We start from the raw sequence: 16,191 nt of genomic DNA, 5'->3' as shown, positions 1-16,191 counted from the left end.
GGCGAACCACGGAAGACACTCGCCTTGAGGGTCGCGAGCCTCATGTACCACGACGTGGTCGACGCGGGCGCGGACGACGCAAGCGGTTTCCCGGGTCCTTCCGCGGCCTCGTACAAGCTGCCGTGGCCCGAGTTCGAAGCACAGGTCGCTCGCCTCGCCGCCAGCGGACTCGCCTTCCCGCGCGTGGACGCCGCCGACGCGTTCGAGCCGGGCGCCTGCCTGCTGACCTTCGACGACGGCGGCGCCAGCAGCCTGGCCGCGGCGCGGCTGCTCGACGCACACGCGATGACCGGGCACTTCCTCATCACCAGCACGCGCATCGGCACGCCCGGCTTCGTCAGTGAAGCCGACCTGCGCGCCCTGGCCGCGGCCGGGCACGTGGTCGGCAGCCATTCGCACACCCATCCGGCCGACATCTCGCGCCTTCCCGCCGCGGCGATGTCGGCCGAGTGGCGTGACAGCGTGGATCGCCTCGCCGATGTCCTTGGCGTGCCCATTGAAGTCGCATCGATTCCCGGCGGCTTCTATTCGCCGGCGGTCGCGGCGTCCGCCCTTGCCTGCGGAATCCGTTATCTCTTCACATCGGAACCCACCACTGTCGTGGCCAAACGGGGACAGGGGCTGCTCATTGGCCGCTATGCGCTCCAGCGCGGCATGGACGCGGAAACCGTCGCTGCGCTCGCGCAGGGCGCCGGTACCGCACGACAGCGGCAGTGGCTGCTGTGGAACATGAAGAAGCCTGCGAAGCGCTGGGCCGGGCCCGCGTACCGTTGGCTGAGGCGACGCAACTTCGGGGGAGCCTGACGCCCTGACTCACACAGGAAGCAAACGGATGAACCAGGACGTCACCATCATCATCACGCCCCGCGACCGCTACTCGGGGCTCGACGAGTGCGTCGATGCGGTCTACCGCCACACGCCGCAGCCGTTCCGGCTGTGGATCATGGACCTCGACTACCCCGCCTCGATCATGGATCCGGTGCGCAAGCGGCTGCAGGGGCGACCGGAAGTACGCTTCTTCGCGCTCGGGCTGCGCACGCCGATGGACGCGCTGCGCGAGGCTCAGCCGCTGATCGATACCCCTGCCGTGGTCCTGCTCGACAACGATTCGCGCGTCACCGAGGGCTGGCTGCCGCCGCTGCTCGACGCCATGGCCGACGGCCATGCCGTGGTCACGCCACTGATCCTCGAACGCGAAGGCGTCGACCGCGGCGCCCCGCTGCGCAACCACCTCTATACCGGCGAACTGCGCGTGGTCGACGTCGAGGGCACGCCCTACCTCATCGAGCACAAGCACTTCCGCCGCACCGAGGTACCCGACCTGCCGGACGAACGTACGGGGACCGGCACCTTCGAGCTGCATTGCGTGCTGTTCGAAGGCGACGTCTTCAAGCGCATCGAGCTGCCGTCGATGGTGATCCGCGAGCACCTCGACATTTCGCTGCAGGTCGCGGCGATGGATCGGAGCATGGTGGTCGAACCGAAGTCGGTGATCCACTTCGACAACCTCGGCACGCGCATGGCGCTGTCGGACATGCGCTTCTTCTTCTACCGCTGGGGCCGGAAGCTGACCAGCCCGTCGTCGCGCCTGTTCGAGCGGCGCTGGGGCTACAACTTCTATTCCGAGCAGTCGATGTACAACTGGGTCGTGCGGCGCAAGGCCTTCCTGGTCGCGCGCTGGCTGGGCGCGCCGATCGGCATCGCCAACCGCGCCACCCAGGTCGCAAAGAAGCTGTTCTGCAAGGACTGGGATCCGCTGCCCGATCCCGATGCCGCCTCACGTCCGTTGCTTGTCACCGGCGTCCCGCTCCAGCGCAGCCACGACCTGCACTGAACTCCGGGCGCCGCGGCACGCCGGGGCGCGCCTCACCACAGGTGCAGCCTACGGTTCCCGATCCAGGTGAAGAACGCCTGTGCGGCATAGAGGTTCATGTGCGCGAACGCGGACGCGACCCGCACCGGCAGCAGGGCCGCCATCGAAGGAACGGCGCGCGCCAGCACCACCAGCGTGGCGAACAGTGCGAGACCCGCGGCCGCCAGCAGGTAGACGCCGTGGAGGCCGGCCAGCGAAACACTGGCGACCGCCGATGCCAGCAACAGCCATGGCGACAGCAGGCGCAGCAGCTTGTGGCTGACGAATCGCAGCCACGCCGGATTGACGCCGGGCACCAGCAGCCACGGCGCCAGCGACACCAGCTGGAAGTTGCCGGCCAGCGTGCGCAGCTTCCGTCCGCGTTCCTGGGCGCTGCTTTGCGAAGGCCGGTCCCAGGCCACGGCGCCGGCCTCGAGCACCACGCGATGACCCGCGCGCAGGACCTGCATGGGCACGAAGACATCATCGAGCACGGTGCCCGGCGGCACCACCGGGAAGAGCCCGCGGCGCACCGCGTACAGCGCGCCGCTGACCCCGATCGCCGACCCGGAAGCGCTTTCGGCCAGGCGGATCGCCTTCTCGTACCGCCAGTACGCGTCCACGCTGGCGGCGAAGCCCGTCGCCGCCTCCTCGAAGCGCAGCTCGCCCGCCGCCACACCGACGGCCGGGTCGCCGAGGCAGGCCACCAGCCGCCGCAGCACGTCGATCTCCAGGCGCTGGCGGACGTCCACCATCAACAGCAGCTCGCCGGTGGCCGCCACGACCGCATCGTTGAGGCAGGCCGCCTTGCCGCGCCGTTCGGCGAACTCGAGCACCGTCACCGCGCGTCCGACATGGGCGCGGGCGATCGCCGCCGACGCATCGCTGCAGCCATCGCATGCCACCACGATATCCAGCCGATCGGCCAGGTAGTCGAGCGCTTCCAGGTTCGCGAGCTTGATGCCGAGATCGGCAGCGCCGTTGTGCACCGTCATCACCACCGTCACGGTCGGCAGTGCACTGCCGCGCACCACCGGCCTGGGGCGCACGCGGGCCAGCACAAGGACCAGGGCGGGATAACCGACATAGGTGTAGCCGAGCAGCAGCGCGGCAACCCAGAACACGATGGTGGCGATCATGGCATCCCGCGCGGCACCCGCTGAGGTTGGACGCAGGCGGATCGGTGATGACGACCGGGATCCGCCCCGTACCTGCTACAAACGGAAACCGCCCGGGAATGCGGACCCGGGTTCAATCCCGGGCCACGGTGCCAAGTGCGCGGGAACGCCGTCCGGCTACTGCAGTTCGGTCAGGACGTTGCGCAGCCAGAGCTGGAAGCCCCGCCACCAGACAAGCGCCCTCGGCGTGATCCACAGCACGCGACCGGCCATCGCCGCGCCATCCTGCACGGCACCCGACGGCGCCGCAGTACCCGTAGCGGTGTCGACGATGGCTGGAGCCGTCGCAGACGCCGGTGCGGGGCCGGGCCCCATGGTGCCTTGCGGCGCAATCCCCGGGATGAGCGGCGCCGAGCCGTGCAGCGGCTTCAGTGCAGGCGGCGGCGGAGGGGGTGGAGCGAGGCTGCAGTTCTGCGGCGCCTGCAGCGGCCAGCCATGTCCCGGCTGCCATCCGGTGAGCATGCAGCCGTTGCGGTAGACGATGACTTCCTGGTTGCTGGCGACATTGGGGAAGCGATGGACCGGCCCGCCGTTCGGGAAGCGGACCTCCAGGTCGGCGGCCTGCAGTGCGCCGAGGCCCGTATGCAGGTGGGTCTGCGGATTCTGCTCCGCGGCCACCACATGCAGGTGCGACAGCAGCTGGGTGGTCCCCGGCCGATACCAGCGCACGCTCGCGCCGACGCCGTCGCTGTTGCCGCCGCCGCCACGCACGCGCACCTTCATCCAGCGGTTGCCGTCCGTGCTGGTGCCGTTCCTCCACAGCCCGATGTTGCTCTGGAACTGCGTCTTGATGATGTCCAGGCGGCCATCGTTGTCGAAATCGGCGACGTCGGCACGCGGCTTGCCGGACTGCCAGCCCCCGGGGCCATCGCCGGACGAGGTCCCGAAGTTGGTGGTGGTGGACGCAGTGAACGTCATGTTGCCGTTGTTGCGATACAGCCTGACCGAGTCGCCCACGCCGGCGACCATCAGGTCCTGGTGGCCATCGTTGTCGAAGTCGGCGGCGACGATGTTGCCGTAGTCGCTTGCCGACACGCTGGCCAGGCCCGACCCTGCCGACACGTCGGCGAAGCCGCCGGAGCCGTTGTTGCGGAAAAGAACGCCGCGGGTGCTGTTGCTGAACTGCGGACCGTCCAGGTAGAACAGGTCGAGGTGTCCGTCATTGTTGAAGTCGGCCAGCAGGATCTGCATGTTCTGGCCGCCGGAGAACGCCGGTACGGCCACCCAGCTCAGCACGCCGCCGTCGTTGCGCCAGTAGCCGCCGTTCGCCGGCTGCACGATGTCCGGCCAGCCATTGCCGGTGACGTCACCGACGACCTGGTAGGCGCTGTTGCCCGTCGCCGGCCGCAGTTGGGCGCCCGTCGCGATGTTCGACACGTGCCGTTTGTCGGTGATCAGTTCGAGGTTGCCGCTCCCGGTGATGTCCGCGAACGCGCAGTAGCCTTCGCAGCCGTTCTCCTTCGCGGCGAAGCGCGGCAGGAAGGCGCCGGCCGTCGAACCGTTCCGGTAGCGGGCGCCCATCGCGCCGCCATGGCGGCCCCAGAAATCCTGCTTGCCGTCGCCGTTGAAGTCGAGTCGCGTGACCCAGCCCGAGATGAGGGGCTGGCCTTCGATGTAGTACCTGGCGTCGCTGTTCTGGACGTACTGGAAGGTGCCGCTGCCGTCGCAGCGATTGTTCCAGAGCCGGGTGGTCGCGCCCCAGTCGCTGTGCGACACGATGAACGCATCAGGACAGCCATCGCTGTTGAAGTCGACGAACAGCGCGTCGAAGCGGTAGTTCGAATCGTGCAGCGTGTCGATCCGCTGCGACGCTTCATTGGTGAATGTCAGTGGTCCCGCGGCCCTCGCATCCGTACTGGCGCCGATGACGCCAAACAGCAGCGAAGCCGCGATCGGTAAGAGGTGGCGTTGATTCAATGCACTAGCAACCATGTGGACTCCGGGTTTCGATTTTGCCAATTGAATGCGCGTGCGGTGTGCGAGACCGATGCGCAAGCGGGGTTGAGATATCGGGAAAGCTGTTCGGCCCGCAGCGACAGCGCGCGCTGCCACTCCGGGTCCGTCTCGAAGTGGCGCGCCGCGGCGATCGCCATCAGAAGCTCGGGATTGTGTGCATCGGATCCATAGCCTTCGCTGTCCTGGATCCGGACGATCGTCTCTTCCGGCGCGGTGCCCGACGAGAAGTACCAGCCGACGATGCCGCCGACGTTGCACGTCGAACGCCAGTTGCCGGCCAGCGTGTCAGGCGCGAAGCCATGGCGGTCAAGGTAGCGGCCGAAATCGCGCAGCATCACCGGGATGCGCTCGTCCTGCGTCACCAGCCAGGCGCGCCACAGTCCGCCAACGATGTTCGCGCTCATCCAGGGCGAAGCCCCGCGGACATCCGTCGCCGGGTCGTAGGTGCTGCCTTCATGCGCCTGCCAGGAATGGGTCCAGGCGCCGGTGACCGGATCGCCTTCGGGCGGCGCCTGCTGGTGGTCGTGCAGCCAGTCCAGCACGTCGACGATGTGCTGCTTCGTCGCCGGCGAGCCCGTGAGCTCGTAGGCCGACACCAGATGCTCCAGCGCCAGGCCGGTGTTCCGCTCGGTCCATGGCTGGCCGGCGCCCTTGTAGGGGCCCAGCGGCTGCCCCCATCCGCCCTTCACCTGGTTGTCGACCATGTGCTGCACGGTGGCGGCGCCGAGCCGGGTATCGTCGCCCGCCAGCGCCACCAGCAGCAGGTGGGGGGTGATGTAGCTGTACTTGGTGTCGCAGGCGTTGACGCCGTCCAGCTCCCAGCCACCCGTGCAGTCGGGCCAGCCGCCACCGCGCCCTGCGGTCTTGATCCCGGACAGGTAGAACGTCGCCGAGTTGTAGAACTCGGCGAAGACCTCCGGACGCCCGTTGCGCACGTACTGCAAGCCGATCACCGACGCGCGATCGAACAAAAATCCGTGGGTCCCGGTATAGGCGACATCCTTCGCCCACTGCCATTGGCGGTCGATGTAGCGGTCATAGGGCTGCTTGCGGTCGTACGCCAGCTGATGCCCGGCGATACGCGAGCGCACCAGCCACTGCGGGTCCAGCGTGGCGATCACGCGCGGAACGGGCGCGCCCATCTTGCCGGGCCGCGTGCCCCGGTCATACGGCTCCTCGTCGATCGACGCCGTGCGCCGCTGGTCGGTGCGGAACGCGTAGTTCCGCCGCGGGTCGGCGAAGAACTGCACCTTGACCGCGCGGATGCTGTCGTCCAGCCAATACCAGCGCAGCGTCGGCTTCACGAACGCCGGGACTTCCGCGCCGTCGGCGTCGATGATGCGCACCAGCGCAGCGTCACCCAGCTCGCCGGGCGCGAACGGAATTCCAAGGCTCACCAGTTCGCGGTCGAGAACCTTCGCGTTGGGCGTCAGCTCGATCGTGCGTGGCAAGGCCTGCGGTGACCCGGCCACGGACGTCGCCGCGCCGGCCCTGATGGTCGTGGACTCCGTGACCTGACAGCTCGCAAGCGCTGGCAGCGCCACGAGCGCGCACAGCCAGAGTGCGCGGATGACTGCGCGACTGATGCCATGGCTATGGTGGAACGACCGCATGTGGGTAGGTGTCTCCAGCCGTCGCGTGCCTCACGGCCCACGGCAGTACGGTGATGGAACCAGTTCCCCAAGCGGCCAGTATATGAATGCAACGGCTGCCGCAAGCAAATGCAATCCCCATCCCGTGATGGGGATCACAGTTGGAAGTCAGGAATTCGACAGGCGGGGCAGATGAAGGGGCGCAGCGCGACCCCGACACGCTGGCGTCAGACAGCCGGCGGAACAGCCCCCCGGGGCTCGGGACAGGGGACGCCTGAGAGCCGCACGTAGGTCTGCAGGTAATCCTGTGCGTAGCGCCGCTGGCTGAACTGACGATGCGCGTGCTCGATCGCCTCGCGGGCGAACGCCTGCCGCCGTGGCTCGTCGGCCGCCAGTTCCTCGAGCGCATCGGTCAGCGCTTCCAGCGTTGCGGTCGGCGCCAGCACTCCGGTCCGGTAGTCCACCACCACTTCCGGAATGCCACCGACCCGCGCCGCCACGACCGGCACCCCGCAGGCCTGGGCTTCGGCAAGCACCAGGCCGAAGGCTTCGCGGCGCGCACCGTGAATCAGCACGTCGAATCCCGGGAACCAGCATTCGGGATCGGTCTGGAAGCCGAAGAAGGCGATGCGCCCGGCGAACTCCGGCGCGACCAGCGAACGGATGTGCGATTCCTGGGCGGCGTCGCCGCTGCCCAGCACCGCCAGCCGCGCATCGCGCCCGGGATTGCGCCGCAGGAACTCCTGGAACGCGCCAATCGCGAGATCGACGCCCTTGTCGGCGCCGAAATGCCCCACGGCGCCGAGCAGCAGCGTGTCCTCCGTCGCGCCCGCCAGCCGGCGGGTGCGCTCGCGCAGGGCGGGATCGGGCTTGAACCGGGCGAGATCGATGCCGAGCGGGATGCACGACACCTTGCCTGCACCGAAATAGTTGTTGTCGATGTAGTGCTGCCGCCGTTCCCGGGATGCCGCGACCACGGCGCCCACGCGCAGGCCCACGAAGGCATTGCGCAGGCGGTCCCGCAGGCGCGCCGACTCGAATCCGCGGGTCCGATGGAAGGTCATCAGCAGCACGGGACCACGACACGGCATCGCCAGCGCGGCCATCGCCTCGCTGGCAGCGTCGTGCGCATGCACCACGTCGATGGCGTGCTCGCGGCAATAGTCCGCCAGGCGGCGGAGCGCAGCGATGTCGAACACGCCCTTTCGATCCAGGCTGAAGCTGTTCTTGAACAGGGCGCGCTCGGACGGTCCGGAGCCGAACTCGTCCAGGCATCCAAGATGGCTGCTGACGCCCAGTTCCTGGAGCCCCCGCGCCAGCGCCGCGATCGCCTCGCGCCTGCCGCCGTTGTTGTAGGACAGGGTCAGGTGCAGGACATTCATCGCGGCGACCGCCGGCAGCGTCCATCCGCCAGGGAGGGCGCAGGGAGGATGGGGTTTGCGGGGGATCGGAATGAAGCGCAGCTCATACAGGGGCGAAGCCGCCTTGTCTTCTCGATTCGTTCACGCGCGAAATTCCGGCTTGGCAGGTCACACCCTGATCGAACGCGAAGCGGTGCCGGGACCGGCCCGCCTTCATCGCTCGACGGCCGCATTTCCCCGCCGATCGCGTGCATGTAGATGGCCCCCACCCGGCCTTGGAAAGGATCACCCATGACACCCGACTACGCCTGCGGCGGATTGGCCGACGTCCCGGCGCACTTCCACCGCGACGCGCCACTGGACCCGCACCAGCGCAGGCGCCATGACGCCGTGCTGGCCCTGCTCCGCGAACTCCCGCCCGGGCGCGTGCTCGACTACGGCTTTGGCTGGGGCGACATCGCCTGGCAGGCAGCGAAAACGCACCCCGACATCCACGCTGTCGACGTCGAGTCTCGTCGCGTCGACTTCGCGCGTGGGCAATACGCCCCGATCCCATTCGACCTGTGTCGTCCCGATGGCCTCGACTTCCCCGACGCCAGCTTCGACATCGTGCTGTCGATCGTGGTGCTGCCCTTCGTGCCCGACGACGCGGCGTACATGGCCGAGATCCGTCGCGTGCTCCGGCCGGGCGGCCAGCTGATCCTGGCCACCAAGACCTCGCAGTTCCTGCCGCGCCTGTGGAAGCGCATGAGCGGACGGCGCGAACTCGACCGCCACCCTGCCCCGGGGATCCGCCATCACGACGCCGCTGACGCCGCCGCACTGCTTGAGCGCCATGGTTTCGCGATCCTGCAGCGGGGCGCCTTCTACGACCCGCCGTTCGAAGCCCGCAGGAACATCGCCGACCTGGTCAATGGCGTGTTCGAAGTGGCCGGCAGGGCGCTGGACATCGTGGACGTCGCGCCCTACCCGCTGTTCCTCGCGCAGCGCGGGGACTGAGGCGCCCACCACCATCCCGGAGCAGCAGCACGGGCTCAGCGTGCTGCCGTGGCATCCGCTTCGGACAGATCGTGGATCCAGCGGCTGAACCTTCGCCACAGCTTCACGATGGGCGGGGTGATCCTGACTGCCCCGTTGCGCACGGCGGGGTTCCTCGCAATCCGTGCGCCGGCTGCGGCACTGGCGTCAGCCCTGGCAACTCCAGCCGCATTGGCTGGCGACAGCTGCACGCTGGAACTCCGCTCCATCGGCGCGCGGACGGGAGCCGAGGCGCCGTTCAGCGGGGGCGGTATCAACGGGGCCGAGCCGTTGCGAGGCGTGAGCATCGGGGCACTGTTCGCATTCTCCAGCGCACCGATATCGATCCGGGTACCAGGCAGACGCGCCACTTCCGCACCGATGGCCATCTTGGCGCGCACGGGCGGGTCGAACAGCGGCAGGGTCAGCGGTGACGGGAAGGGGAACCCGGGAGGCGTCGCCGGCGATGCATTACCTGCAGAGACCAACGGGCTGTTGGCCGCAGGACGCAGCTGGAACTGGGCGATATTCGCCAGCAGGGGATCCGCACCGCGGAGCGTGCTGCTCAACTCGGCCGGCACCAGGGTCGCCGACGACTGGACCCAGTTGTTCGATCCCGCAACCTTGCGGCCGCTCGACCATGGTTCCCGGCTGGTCGGCGCACAGTAAGGCGTCTCGACTTCCGACGCCTCATGCACGCGCAGGACGTTCGGTGCGGCCCCCGCGCCCGTCTGGAAGATCACGTTGTTGTGCATTTCCAGCGATTCCTGCCCCAGCTGCACCAGGACCGCATTGGCGATGCCCGGGCGGGTGAACAGGATCGTGTTGTTGACCATCCGCAGCCGGCCGGAGCTGCGGCCGTTGAGGTCGCCGCCAGTGCGGATGGCATTGCGCCAGGACGACGTATGGATGATGACGTTGCCGACCAGGTCGACATCCTCGCGGCGCAGCCCCGGTGACCATCCGGCCTGTTGCGTCTCGCAGTCCGGACCGATCAGCTCGAGCTCCTGGTAGGCCGAACCTTCGAACCAGTTGTAATAGATCAACGCGCGTTCGTGCCGGTTCTTCAGCAGGCTGCCGCCGTTGCCGCTGTGGACATGGTTGAAGCGCATCGTGAACACCGAACCGGGGTAGGCCACCTGGTCGGACTGCATGTAGATCGGGTGCCGGTGCGTGCCCGCGCCCGAATTGAAGACCTCGCTGTATTCCAGCGTGAACGAGCCCGAATTGGTGTCGGCACCAAGGATGCCGTGGGATGGGCAGTCGCGGATGATGGTGTCGCGGACGACCACGTCGTGGGCTTCGCTGAACAGGCATGAGGACGTACCGCCCCTGACGTCGAACCCTTCGAAGACGACATGGTTGGACTGCTGGAACTTGATGGTGTGGCTGCCGCCTTGCAGCACCGGGCGCGTCGCCCCAACCGACCGGTTCCAGCGGAATGTCACCGGGTTGCCCTGCGCGCCACGATCCGCGCTGCGGACCACGATGTTGCCGTTGTAGGTCGTACCGCCGTCGACCAGGACGATGTCGCCGGGCCCGAGATCCACGCTGTCGACCAAGGTGGACAACTGCGTGTATTGCCGCCCCGGTCCGACGTTGTAGGTCGCGGCAAGCGCCACGGACGGCAATACCAATCCGGCGCAAGCCAGGGCGAGGGCGGTGGATAATCGGTGCATCGTTCGGCTCCAGGAAGCGGTTGTTCTAGGCGACCCCCTGTCCCCTCTCGACACCATGGATACCTGGCCGCGATGGACCAGGGCATCGACGTGGCCCAAGCCGGGCAACTATTGCACGGCCTGACTTAACCCGAAGGCGCATGCTAGTCCCCTTGATCCACCAAGTGCAAAAATGCAGCCTTGGATCACCGGGGAACCGCGAGGGCACGCACGTCGGGAGCTGGCTCGGCGCCTGCGGGAGCCGCCGCCATCGGATGGAACCCGGTCAGAAGCCGGGCGTGGGCGTGGACCTGCCGGGCCTATGCGTCCGCAAACAAAAAAGGCCAACGGGCATTCACCCGTTGACCCATTTGCTTTACAGATGGTGCGCCCGGAAGGATTCGAACCTCCGACCCCCAAGTTCGTAGCCTGGTGCTCTATCCAGCTGAGCTACGGGCGCGTTTGCGCAGAAGCGGAATTATGCAGGGGCTGCTTTGCCCCGTCAATCCTGTTCCGCCTTGGAACTGGCGGAGAGTGAGGGATTCGAACCCTCGATAGAGCTATAAACCCTATACTCCCTTAGCAGGGGAGCCCCTTCAGCCACTCGGGCAACTCTCCGGGTGATGCGGTTACCGCGAGACTTGTGGGCCGGCGCGGTGCGTAAGAATACCGGCTCGACCCGCAGCCGGCAAACCCCGCGTGCTACTCCCCTTCGCGTTCACCGGCAGGTGCCGCCGGTTCGTTGCGCTGGATGCGCTGGTAGATCTCCTCGCGGTGGACCGAGACATCCTTCGGCGCGGTGATACCGACACGCACCTGGTTTCCCTTGACGCCGAGCACGGTCACGGTGACCGAGTCTCCGATCATGAGCGTCTCGCCAACCCGCCTGGTCAAAATCAACATTTAAGGAACTCCTGGGGCCGGGTCTTGCGCCCGGTCTCGCGTGAAAGGCCCCGGCCGGCGGCTTTTCGTGATGGTTCACACAAGTGAACCATGATAGCGATCCACTGGCCCGCGGTGTGTATGCAGAAAGTAACGGAAGCCACCCGGCTTCAGGACAGGCGTGCGGCGACCCAGGCCGGTACGGCCGCCAGCGCGGCCTCAAGCGCGGGACCGTCGTCGCCGCCACCCTGCGCCATGTCTGGTCGCCCGCCGCCCTTTCCGCCCACCTGGGAGGCGACATGGGACAGCAGTTCGCCGGCCTTGACCCGCCCCAGCGCCGAACCGCTGACGCCAGCCACCAGGGCCGCACGCCCGTCGTTGGCCCCGGCCAGCAGCACCACGGCGTCGCCGAGCTGCTGCTTGAAGCGGTCCAGGGCATCGCGCAGCGCACGGGCATCGAGGCCTTCGATGCGGGCCGCGAGCACCTTGATCCCGCCCACGTCCACCGCGCCCGAGGAGAGGTCGGCCGTGGCACTGCTGGCGGCACGGGCCTTCATGGCCTCGAGCTCGCGCTCGAGCTTCTTCTGGCGGTCCAGCAGCGCCCGCAGCTTGTCGGTGACTTCCGCCGTGGTGCCACCCAGCAGGCGCGCGGCTTCGGACAGGCGCGCTTCCTCCGCCGCGACATGATCGAGCGCGGCCCGGCCGGTCAGCGCTTCGACACGGCGCACTCCGGAAGAGACGCCGCCTTCGGACACCAGTTTGAACAGGCCGATCTCACCCGTGCGACCCACGTGGGTGCCACCGCAGAGCTCGACCGAGTCGCCCATCTTCACCACCCGCACGCGCTCGCCGTACTTCTCGCCGAACAGCGCGATGGCGCCGGCGTCGATCGCCTCCTGCATCGCCATCTCACGGGTCTCGACGCCGTGGTCGGCGCGGACTTCGTCATTGACCTGGAGTTCGATGGCGCGCAACGCGTCGGCGGTGATCGGTTCGAAGTGGGAGAAATCGAAGCGCAGGCGGTCGGGCGCCACCAGCGAACCCTTCTGCGCCACGTGCGTGCCCAGCTGCCCGCGCAGCGCGCCGTGCAGGAGATGGGTGGCGCTGTGGTTGAGCACGGTGGACGTGCGACGCCTGCCGTCGACGCTGGCGAGCACGCGGTCGCCCACCGCCAACACGCCGGCGCGCAGGTGGCCGATGTGGCCGTGGAACTGGCCGGCGAACTTGCGCGTGTCCTCGACGGTGAATGACACGTCCTTCTCGTCGAGTTCGCCCGTATCGCCCACCTGCCCGCCGGATTCGGCGTAGAACGGCGTGCGATCGAGGAACACGATGGCGTCCTCGCCCGCCTCGATGCGCTGCACCGGACGGCCTTGGCTCAGCAGCGCGATTACCTCGAGGCCACCGGCCTGCAGGCTGTCGTAACCGAGGAAGTCCGTCGGTGCCATGCGCGCGACGAGTTCGGCGGGCAGCGTGGTGCCGCCGCCAAACTTGCCGGCTGCGCGCGCGGTTTCGCGCTGTTGCTCCATGGCGGCATCGAAGCCGGCGGTGTCAACGTCCATGCCGCGCTCGCGCGCCATGTCGGCGGTCAGGTCCAGCGGGAAGCCATAGGTGTCGTACAGCCGGAAGGCGTCGGCGCCGGGGATCGTGCCGGTGCTGCGCGCGGCCACGTCGTCGAAGATGCGCATGCCGCTGTCGAGGGTTTCGGCAAAGCGCTCCTCTTCCGCGAGCAGCGCGCGCTCGACCAGGGCGCGCTGTGCGCGCAGCTCCGGATAGGCATCGCCCATCAGTGCGTCCAGGGTCGGCACCAGGCGGTGGAAGAACGGCTTGCGCACGCCCAGCATCCAGCCATGGCGCAATGCGCGGCGGATGATCCGGCGCAGCACGTAGCCACGTCCCTCGTTCGAGGGCAGCACGCCGTCGACGATGAGGAAGCTGCAGGCACGGATGTGGTCGGCAATCACGCGCAGCGACTTGTTGCCGGTATCCGCGGTGCCGGTCAGCGCGGCCGCTTCGCGGATCAGCGCCTGGAACAGGTCGATCTCGTAATTGCCGTGCACGCCCTGCAGCACCGCTGCCAGGCGCTCCAGGCCCATGCCGGTGTCCACGCAGGGCGCAGGCAGCGGGTCGAGGCGACCATCGGGCTGGCGGTCGAACTGCATGAACACCAGGTTCCAGATCTCGATGAAGCGATCGCCGTCTTCGTCGGGCGAACCCGGGGGACCGCCGGGGATATGGGCGCCGTGGTCGTAGAAGATCTCGGTGCAGGGACCGCAGGGGCCGGTGTCGGCCATCTGCCAGAAGTTGTCGGAGGCGAAGGGCGCGCCCTTGTTGTCGCCGATGCGGATGATACGGTCTTCCGGCACACCGATGACGTCACGCCAGATGGCGTGGGCCTCGTCATCGGTGTGGTAGACGGTGACCACCAGGCGCTCGGCGGGAATCTTCCACACGCCGGTCAGCAGTTCCCAGGCCCAGGCGATGGCGTCGCGCTTGAAGTAGTCGCCGAACGACCAGTTGCCCAGCATCTCGAAGAAGGTGTGGTGGCGCGCGGTGTAGCCGACCTGGTCGAGGTCGTTGTGCTTGCCGCCCGCCCGCAGGCAGCGCTGCACGTCGGCCGCGCGCACGTAGCCGGGCTTTTCGGCGCCAAGGAACACGTCCTTGAACTGGACCATCCCCGAGTTGGTGAACAGCAGGGTCGGGTCGTTGCCCGGCACAAGCGACGCCGAGGGCACGATGGTGTGGCCGCGGCTGCTGAAGAAGTCGAGGAAATCGCGGCGGATGTCGGCCGTGGTGGGCCGGGTGGAGGTCTGTTCGGGGGCTGGCATCTGGGGGCTTGCTGGAGAGTGGGAGGCGGCGATGCACCGGCATCCAGACGCCCGGGGCGGGCGATGGGTGCCGGGCGCTACGCTCGGATTCCACTAGGTTAGCAGGACGCGGCAGGCTGGAAGCACCCTGCCCCCGGCGGTCAGTCCTCGTCGATATCGAAGGCGGTGGCCGCCCGGACGGTGTCACCGCCAAAGCCGCGCCGGAACAGGAAATCCGCGGCCTTGCGGCGCAGCGCCATGTCGTCGGCCACGCCCGGACCGTAGCGCCGCCGGACCAGGTCACGGGCCACGGCCCGCCAATCGTCGTCACCGGCCTCGGCCAGTGACTCGAAAGCGGCCCGGATGGCGTCGTCGCCAAGCCCGTGTGTGGACAGCTCCGCGCGGATGCGCAGCGGGCCGTAGCCGGCCTGCGAACGCATGCGGGCAAGGCCGACGGAGAAACGACCATCGTCCTGCCAGCCGGCCTCGGCCAGGCGTTCGACCGTGGCCTCGGCCTCGTCCCCATCGACTCCGCGCGCCTCGAGCTTTCGTGCGAGCTCCTTGCGCGAATGCTCGCGCCGCACCAGCAGGCCCATCGCGCGCTGCGCAGGCGTCAGCTCCGGCCGCCGCCTGCGCTGCTTCTCAGCGCCCTGCCCGCCCGGATCCGCGGCTCCCTCGCGGGACCCCTCGTCATGCCCGGCGCCGCCGGCACGCCGCCGCGCCATGCTCAGGCCTTGGCGTCCTTCGCGGCCTTGCCGCCCTTGGCCGGGGCTTCATCGGCCTCGGGCGCGTCCTCGGCCTTGGCCTTGGCAACCACCACCGGCGCCATCTTCGCGCGCAGTTCGGCTTCGATGCGCTGCGCCACCGCGACGTTCTCCTTGAGGTACTGGCGGGCGTTTTCCTTGCCCTGGCCGATGCGTTCCTCGCCGTAGCTGTACCAGGCGCCGGCCTTCTCGATGATCTTGGCCTCCACCGCCATGTCGATCACCTCGCCCTCGCGGCTGATGCCCTCGCCGTAGAGGATCTCGGTGATGACCTGCTTGAACGGCGGCGCCATCTTGTTCTTGACCACCTTGATGCGGGTCTGGTTGCCGATGATCTCGTCGCCCTTCTTGATCGCGCCGATGCGGCGGATGTCCAGGCGCACGGAGGCGTAGAACTTGAGCGCGTTGCCGCCGGTGGTGGTCTCCGGGCTCTGGCCCGGCATCATGATGCCGATCTTGTGGCGCAGCTGGTTGATGAAGAACACCATGCAGTTGCTGCGCTTGATGTTGCCGGTCAGCTTGCGCAGGGCCTGGCTCATGAGCCGCGCCTGCAGGCCGGGCAGCTGGTCGCCCATCTCGCCCTCGATCTCGGCGCGCGGGGTGAGCGCGGCGACCGAGTCGATCACCACCATGTCGACCGCGTTGGAGCGCACCAGCATGTCGGCGATCTCCAGCGCCTGCTCGCCGGTATCGGGCTGCGACACCAGCAGGTCGTCGACGTTGACGCCAAGTTTCTGCGCGTAGGTGGGGTCGAGCGCGTGCTCAGCGTCGATGAACGCCGCCACGCCGCCAAGCTTCTGGCACTCGGCGATCGTCTGCAGGGTGAGCGTGGTCTTGCCCGAGGACTCCGGACCGTAGATCTCGATCACGCGGCCACGCGGCAGGCCGCCGATGCCCAGCGCGATGTCGAGCTGCAGCGAGCCGGTGGGGATCACCGGCACCACTTCGGCGACGCGGTCGCCCATGCGCATCACCGAGCCTTTGCCGTACTGCTTCTCGATCTGGCCCAGGGCCGCTGCAAGCGCGCGCTTCTTGTTCTCGTCCATCGTTGTGTCCTCAGCTCGTGTATCCGGGAATGTGTGCAGTGTGTCCGTCGGGGGTCGCAGGGGCTGCGACTCCGCGGC

General features: G+C 68.2%; 12 protein-coding genes and 2 tRNA genes. 3 read left to right on the top strand and 11 right to left on the bottom strand.

The annotated features are described in order from the left end of the window. Window positions 1–24: 24 nt before the first annotated feature. Both ACW5E8_RS03800 and ACW5E8_RS03795 read left to right on the top strand, forming a co-directional pair. Window positions 25–804 (top strand): polysaccharide deacetylase family protein, encoded by a 780-nt coding sequence (locus tag ACW5E8_RS03800; protein ID WP_456964152.1) that lies wholly within the window; start codon window positions 25–27, stop codon window positions 802–804. Window positions 805–832: 28 nt separating this feature from the next. Then, a complete protein-coding gene (locus tag ACW5E8_RS03795; RefSeq protein WP_456964151.1) occupies window positions 833–1,834 on the top strand; it encodes a glycosyltransferase family 2 protein in 1,002 nt (333 codons plus the stop codon). Window positions 1,835–1,866: 32 nt separating this feature from the next. Here the strand turns inward: ACW5E8_RS03795 and ACW5E8_RS03790 are convergent, their stop codons facing one another. The 4 genes from ACW5E8_RS03790 to ACW5E8_RS03775 form a co-directional block, all read right to left on the bottom strand. Then, window positions 1,867–2,991: a glycosyltransferase family 2 protein gene (locus ACW5E8_RS03790; RefSeq protein WP_456964150.1), complete on the bottom strand. Its 1,125-nt coding sequence runs from the start codon at window positions 2,989–2,991 to the stop codon at window positions 1,867–1,869. A gap of 156 nt (window positions 2,992–3,147) precedes the next feature. Continuing rightward, entirely contained in the window at window positions 3,148–4,947 is a 1,800-nt protein-coding gene (locus ACW5E8_RS03785; RefSeq protein WP_456964149.1) for an FG-GAP repeat domain-containing protein, read from the bottom strand. Continuing rightward, window positions 4,944–6,599, bottom strand: coding sequence for a hypothetical protein (locus ACW5E8_RS03780; RefSeq protein ID WP_456964148.1), 1,656 nt, complete (start codon window positions 6,597–6,599; stop codon window positions 4,944–4,946). Before ACW5E8_RS03780 ends, ACW5E8_RS03785 begins: the two co-directional genes overlap by 4 nt. Before the next feature lie 206 nt (window positions 6,600–6,805). Further along, the gene (locus ACW5E8_RS03775) at window positions 6,806–7,960 is read right to left on the bottom strand and encodes a glycosyltransferase family 4 protein (protein ID WP_456964147.1); all 1,155 of its coding nucleotides are present in this window, start codon (window positions 7,958–7,960) and stop codon (window positions 6,806–6,808) included. A gap of 270 nt (window positions 7,961–8,230) precedes the next feature. On the opposite strand from ACW5E8_RS03775, the gene ACW5E8_RS03770 reads away from it, so the two are divergent. Beyond that, window positions 8,231–8,938 carry a class I SAM-dependent methyltransferase gene (locus ACW5E8_RS03770; RefSeq protein ID WP_456964146.1) on the top strand — a complete coding sequence of 236 codons (708 nt, stop codon included), beginning with the start codon at window positions 8,231–8,233 and terminating at the stop codon, window positions 8,936–8,938. A gap of 35 nt (window positions 8,939–8,973) precedes the next feature. On the opposite strand, the gene ACW5E8_RS03765 is transcribed toward ACW5E8_RS03770, so the two are convergent. From ACW5E8_RS03765 to recA, 7 genes are all read right to left on the bottom strand, one after another. Continuing rightward, window positions 8,974–10,578, bottom strand: a complete 1,605-nt coding sequence (locus ACW5E8_RS03765; protein WP_456964145.1) for a hypothetical protein — start codon at window positions 10,576–10,578, stop codon at window positions 8,974–8,976. Window positions 10,579–10,997: 419 nt separating this feature from the next. After that, window positions 10,998–11,074: transfer RNA gene (locus ACW5E8_RS03760), tRNA-Arg, on the bottom strand. Between the two features lie 65 nt (window positions 11,075–11,139). Beyond that, window positions 11,140–11,232, bottom strand: a tRNA-Ser gene (locus tag ACW5E8_RS03755). Between the two features lie 84 nt (window positions 11,233–11,316). Next, entirely contained in the window at window positions 11,317–11,517 is a 201-nt protein-coding gene (gene csrA, locus ACW5E8_RS03750; protein ID WP_456964144.1) for a carbon storage regulator CsrA, read from the bottom strand. Between the two features lie 149 nt (window positions 11,518–11,666). Continuing rightward, entirely contained in the window at window positions 11,667–14,324 is a 2,658-nt protein-coding gene (gene alaS, locus ACW5E8_RS03745; RefSeq protein ID WP_456964143.1) for an alanine--tRNA ligase, read from the bottom strand. Window positions 14,325–14,464: 140 nt separating this feature from the next. After that, the gene (locus ACW5E8_RS03740; protein WP_456965235.1) at window positions 14,465–14,899 is read right to left on the bottom strand and encodes a regulatory protein RecX; all 435 of its coding nucleotides are present in this window, start codon (window positions 14,897–14,899) and stop codon (window positions 14,465–14,467) included. A gap of 131 nt (window positions 14,900–15,030) precedes the next feature. Beyond that, entirely contained in the window at window positions 15,031–16,113 is a 1,083-nt protein-coding gene (gene recA / locus ACW5E8_RS03735; protein ID WP_456964142.1) for a recombinase RecA, read from the bottom strand. Between the last annotated feature and the right edge of the window lie 78 nt (window positions 16,114–16,191).

Source organism: Luteimonas sp. A649 (genome assembly GCF_054072735.1).
The sequence above is the reverse complement of the archived record's forward strand: the minus strand, read 5'-3'. Positions and strand labels throughout refer to the sequence as shown.

What these genes read in the sequence shown, in the direction of transcription:
- ACW5E8_RS03795 (WP_456964151.1), top strand. Translation starts at nt 833, where the DNA reads ATGAACCAGGACGTCACCATCATCATCACGCCCCGCGACCGCTACTCG.
- alaS (WP_456964143.1), bottom strand. Translation starts at nt 14,324, where the DNA reads ATGCCAGCCCCCGAACAGACCTCCACCCGGCCCACCACGGCCGACATC.
- ACW5E8_RS03770 (WP_456964146.1), top strand. Translation starts at nt 8,231, where the DNA reads ATGACACCCGACTACGCCTGCGGCGGATTGGCCGACGTCCCGGCGCAC.
- ACW5E8_RS03740 (WP_456965235.1), bottom strand. Translation starts at nt 14,899, where the DNA reads ATGGGCCTGCTGGTGCGGCGCGAGCATTCGCGCAAGGAGCTCGCACGA.
- ACW5E8_RS03775 (WP_456964147.1), bottom strand. Translation starts at nt 7,960, where the DNA reads ATGAATGTCCTGCACCTGACCCTGTCCTACAACAACGGCGGCAGGCGC.
- recA (WP_456964142.1), bottom strand. Translation starts at nt 16,113, where the DNA reads ATGGACGAGAACAAGAAGCGCGCGCTTGCAGCGGCCCTGGGCCAGATC.
- csrA (WP_456964144.1), bottom strand. Translation starts at nt 11,517, where the DNA reads ATGTTGATTTTGACCAGGCGGGTTGGCGAGACGCTCATGATCGGAGAC.
- ACW5E8_RS03780 (WP_456964148.1), bottom strand. Translation starts at nt 6,599, where the DNA reads ATGCGGTCGTTCCACCATAGCCATGGCATCAGTCGCGCAGTCATCCGC.
- ACW5E8_RS03790 (WP_456964150.1), bottom strand. Translation starts at nt 2,991, where the DNA reads ATGATCGCCACCATCGTGTTCTGGGTTGCCGCGCTGCTGCTCGGCTAC.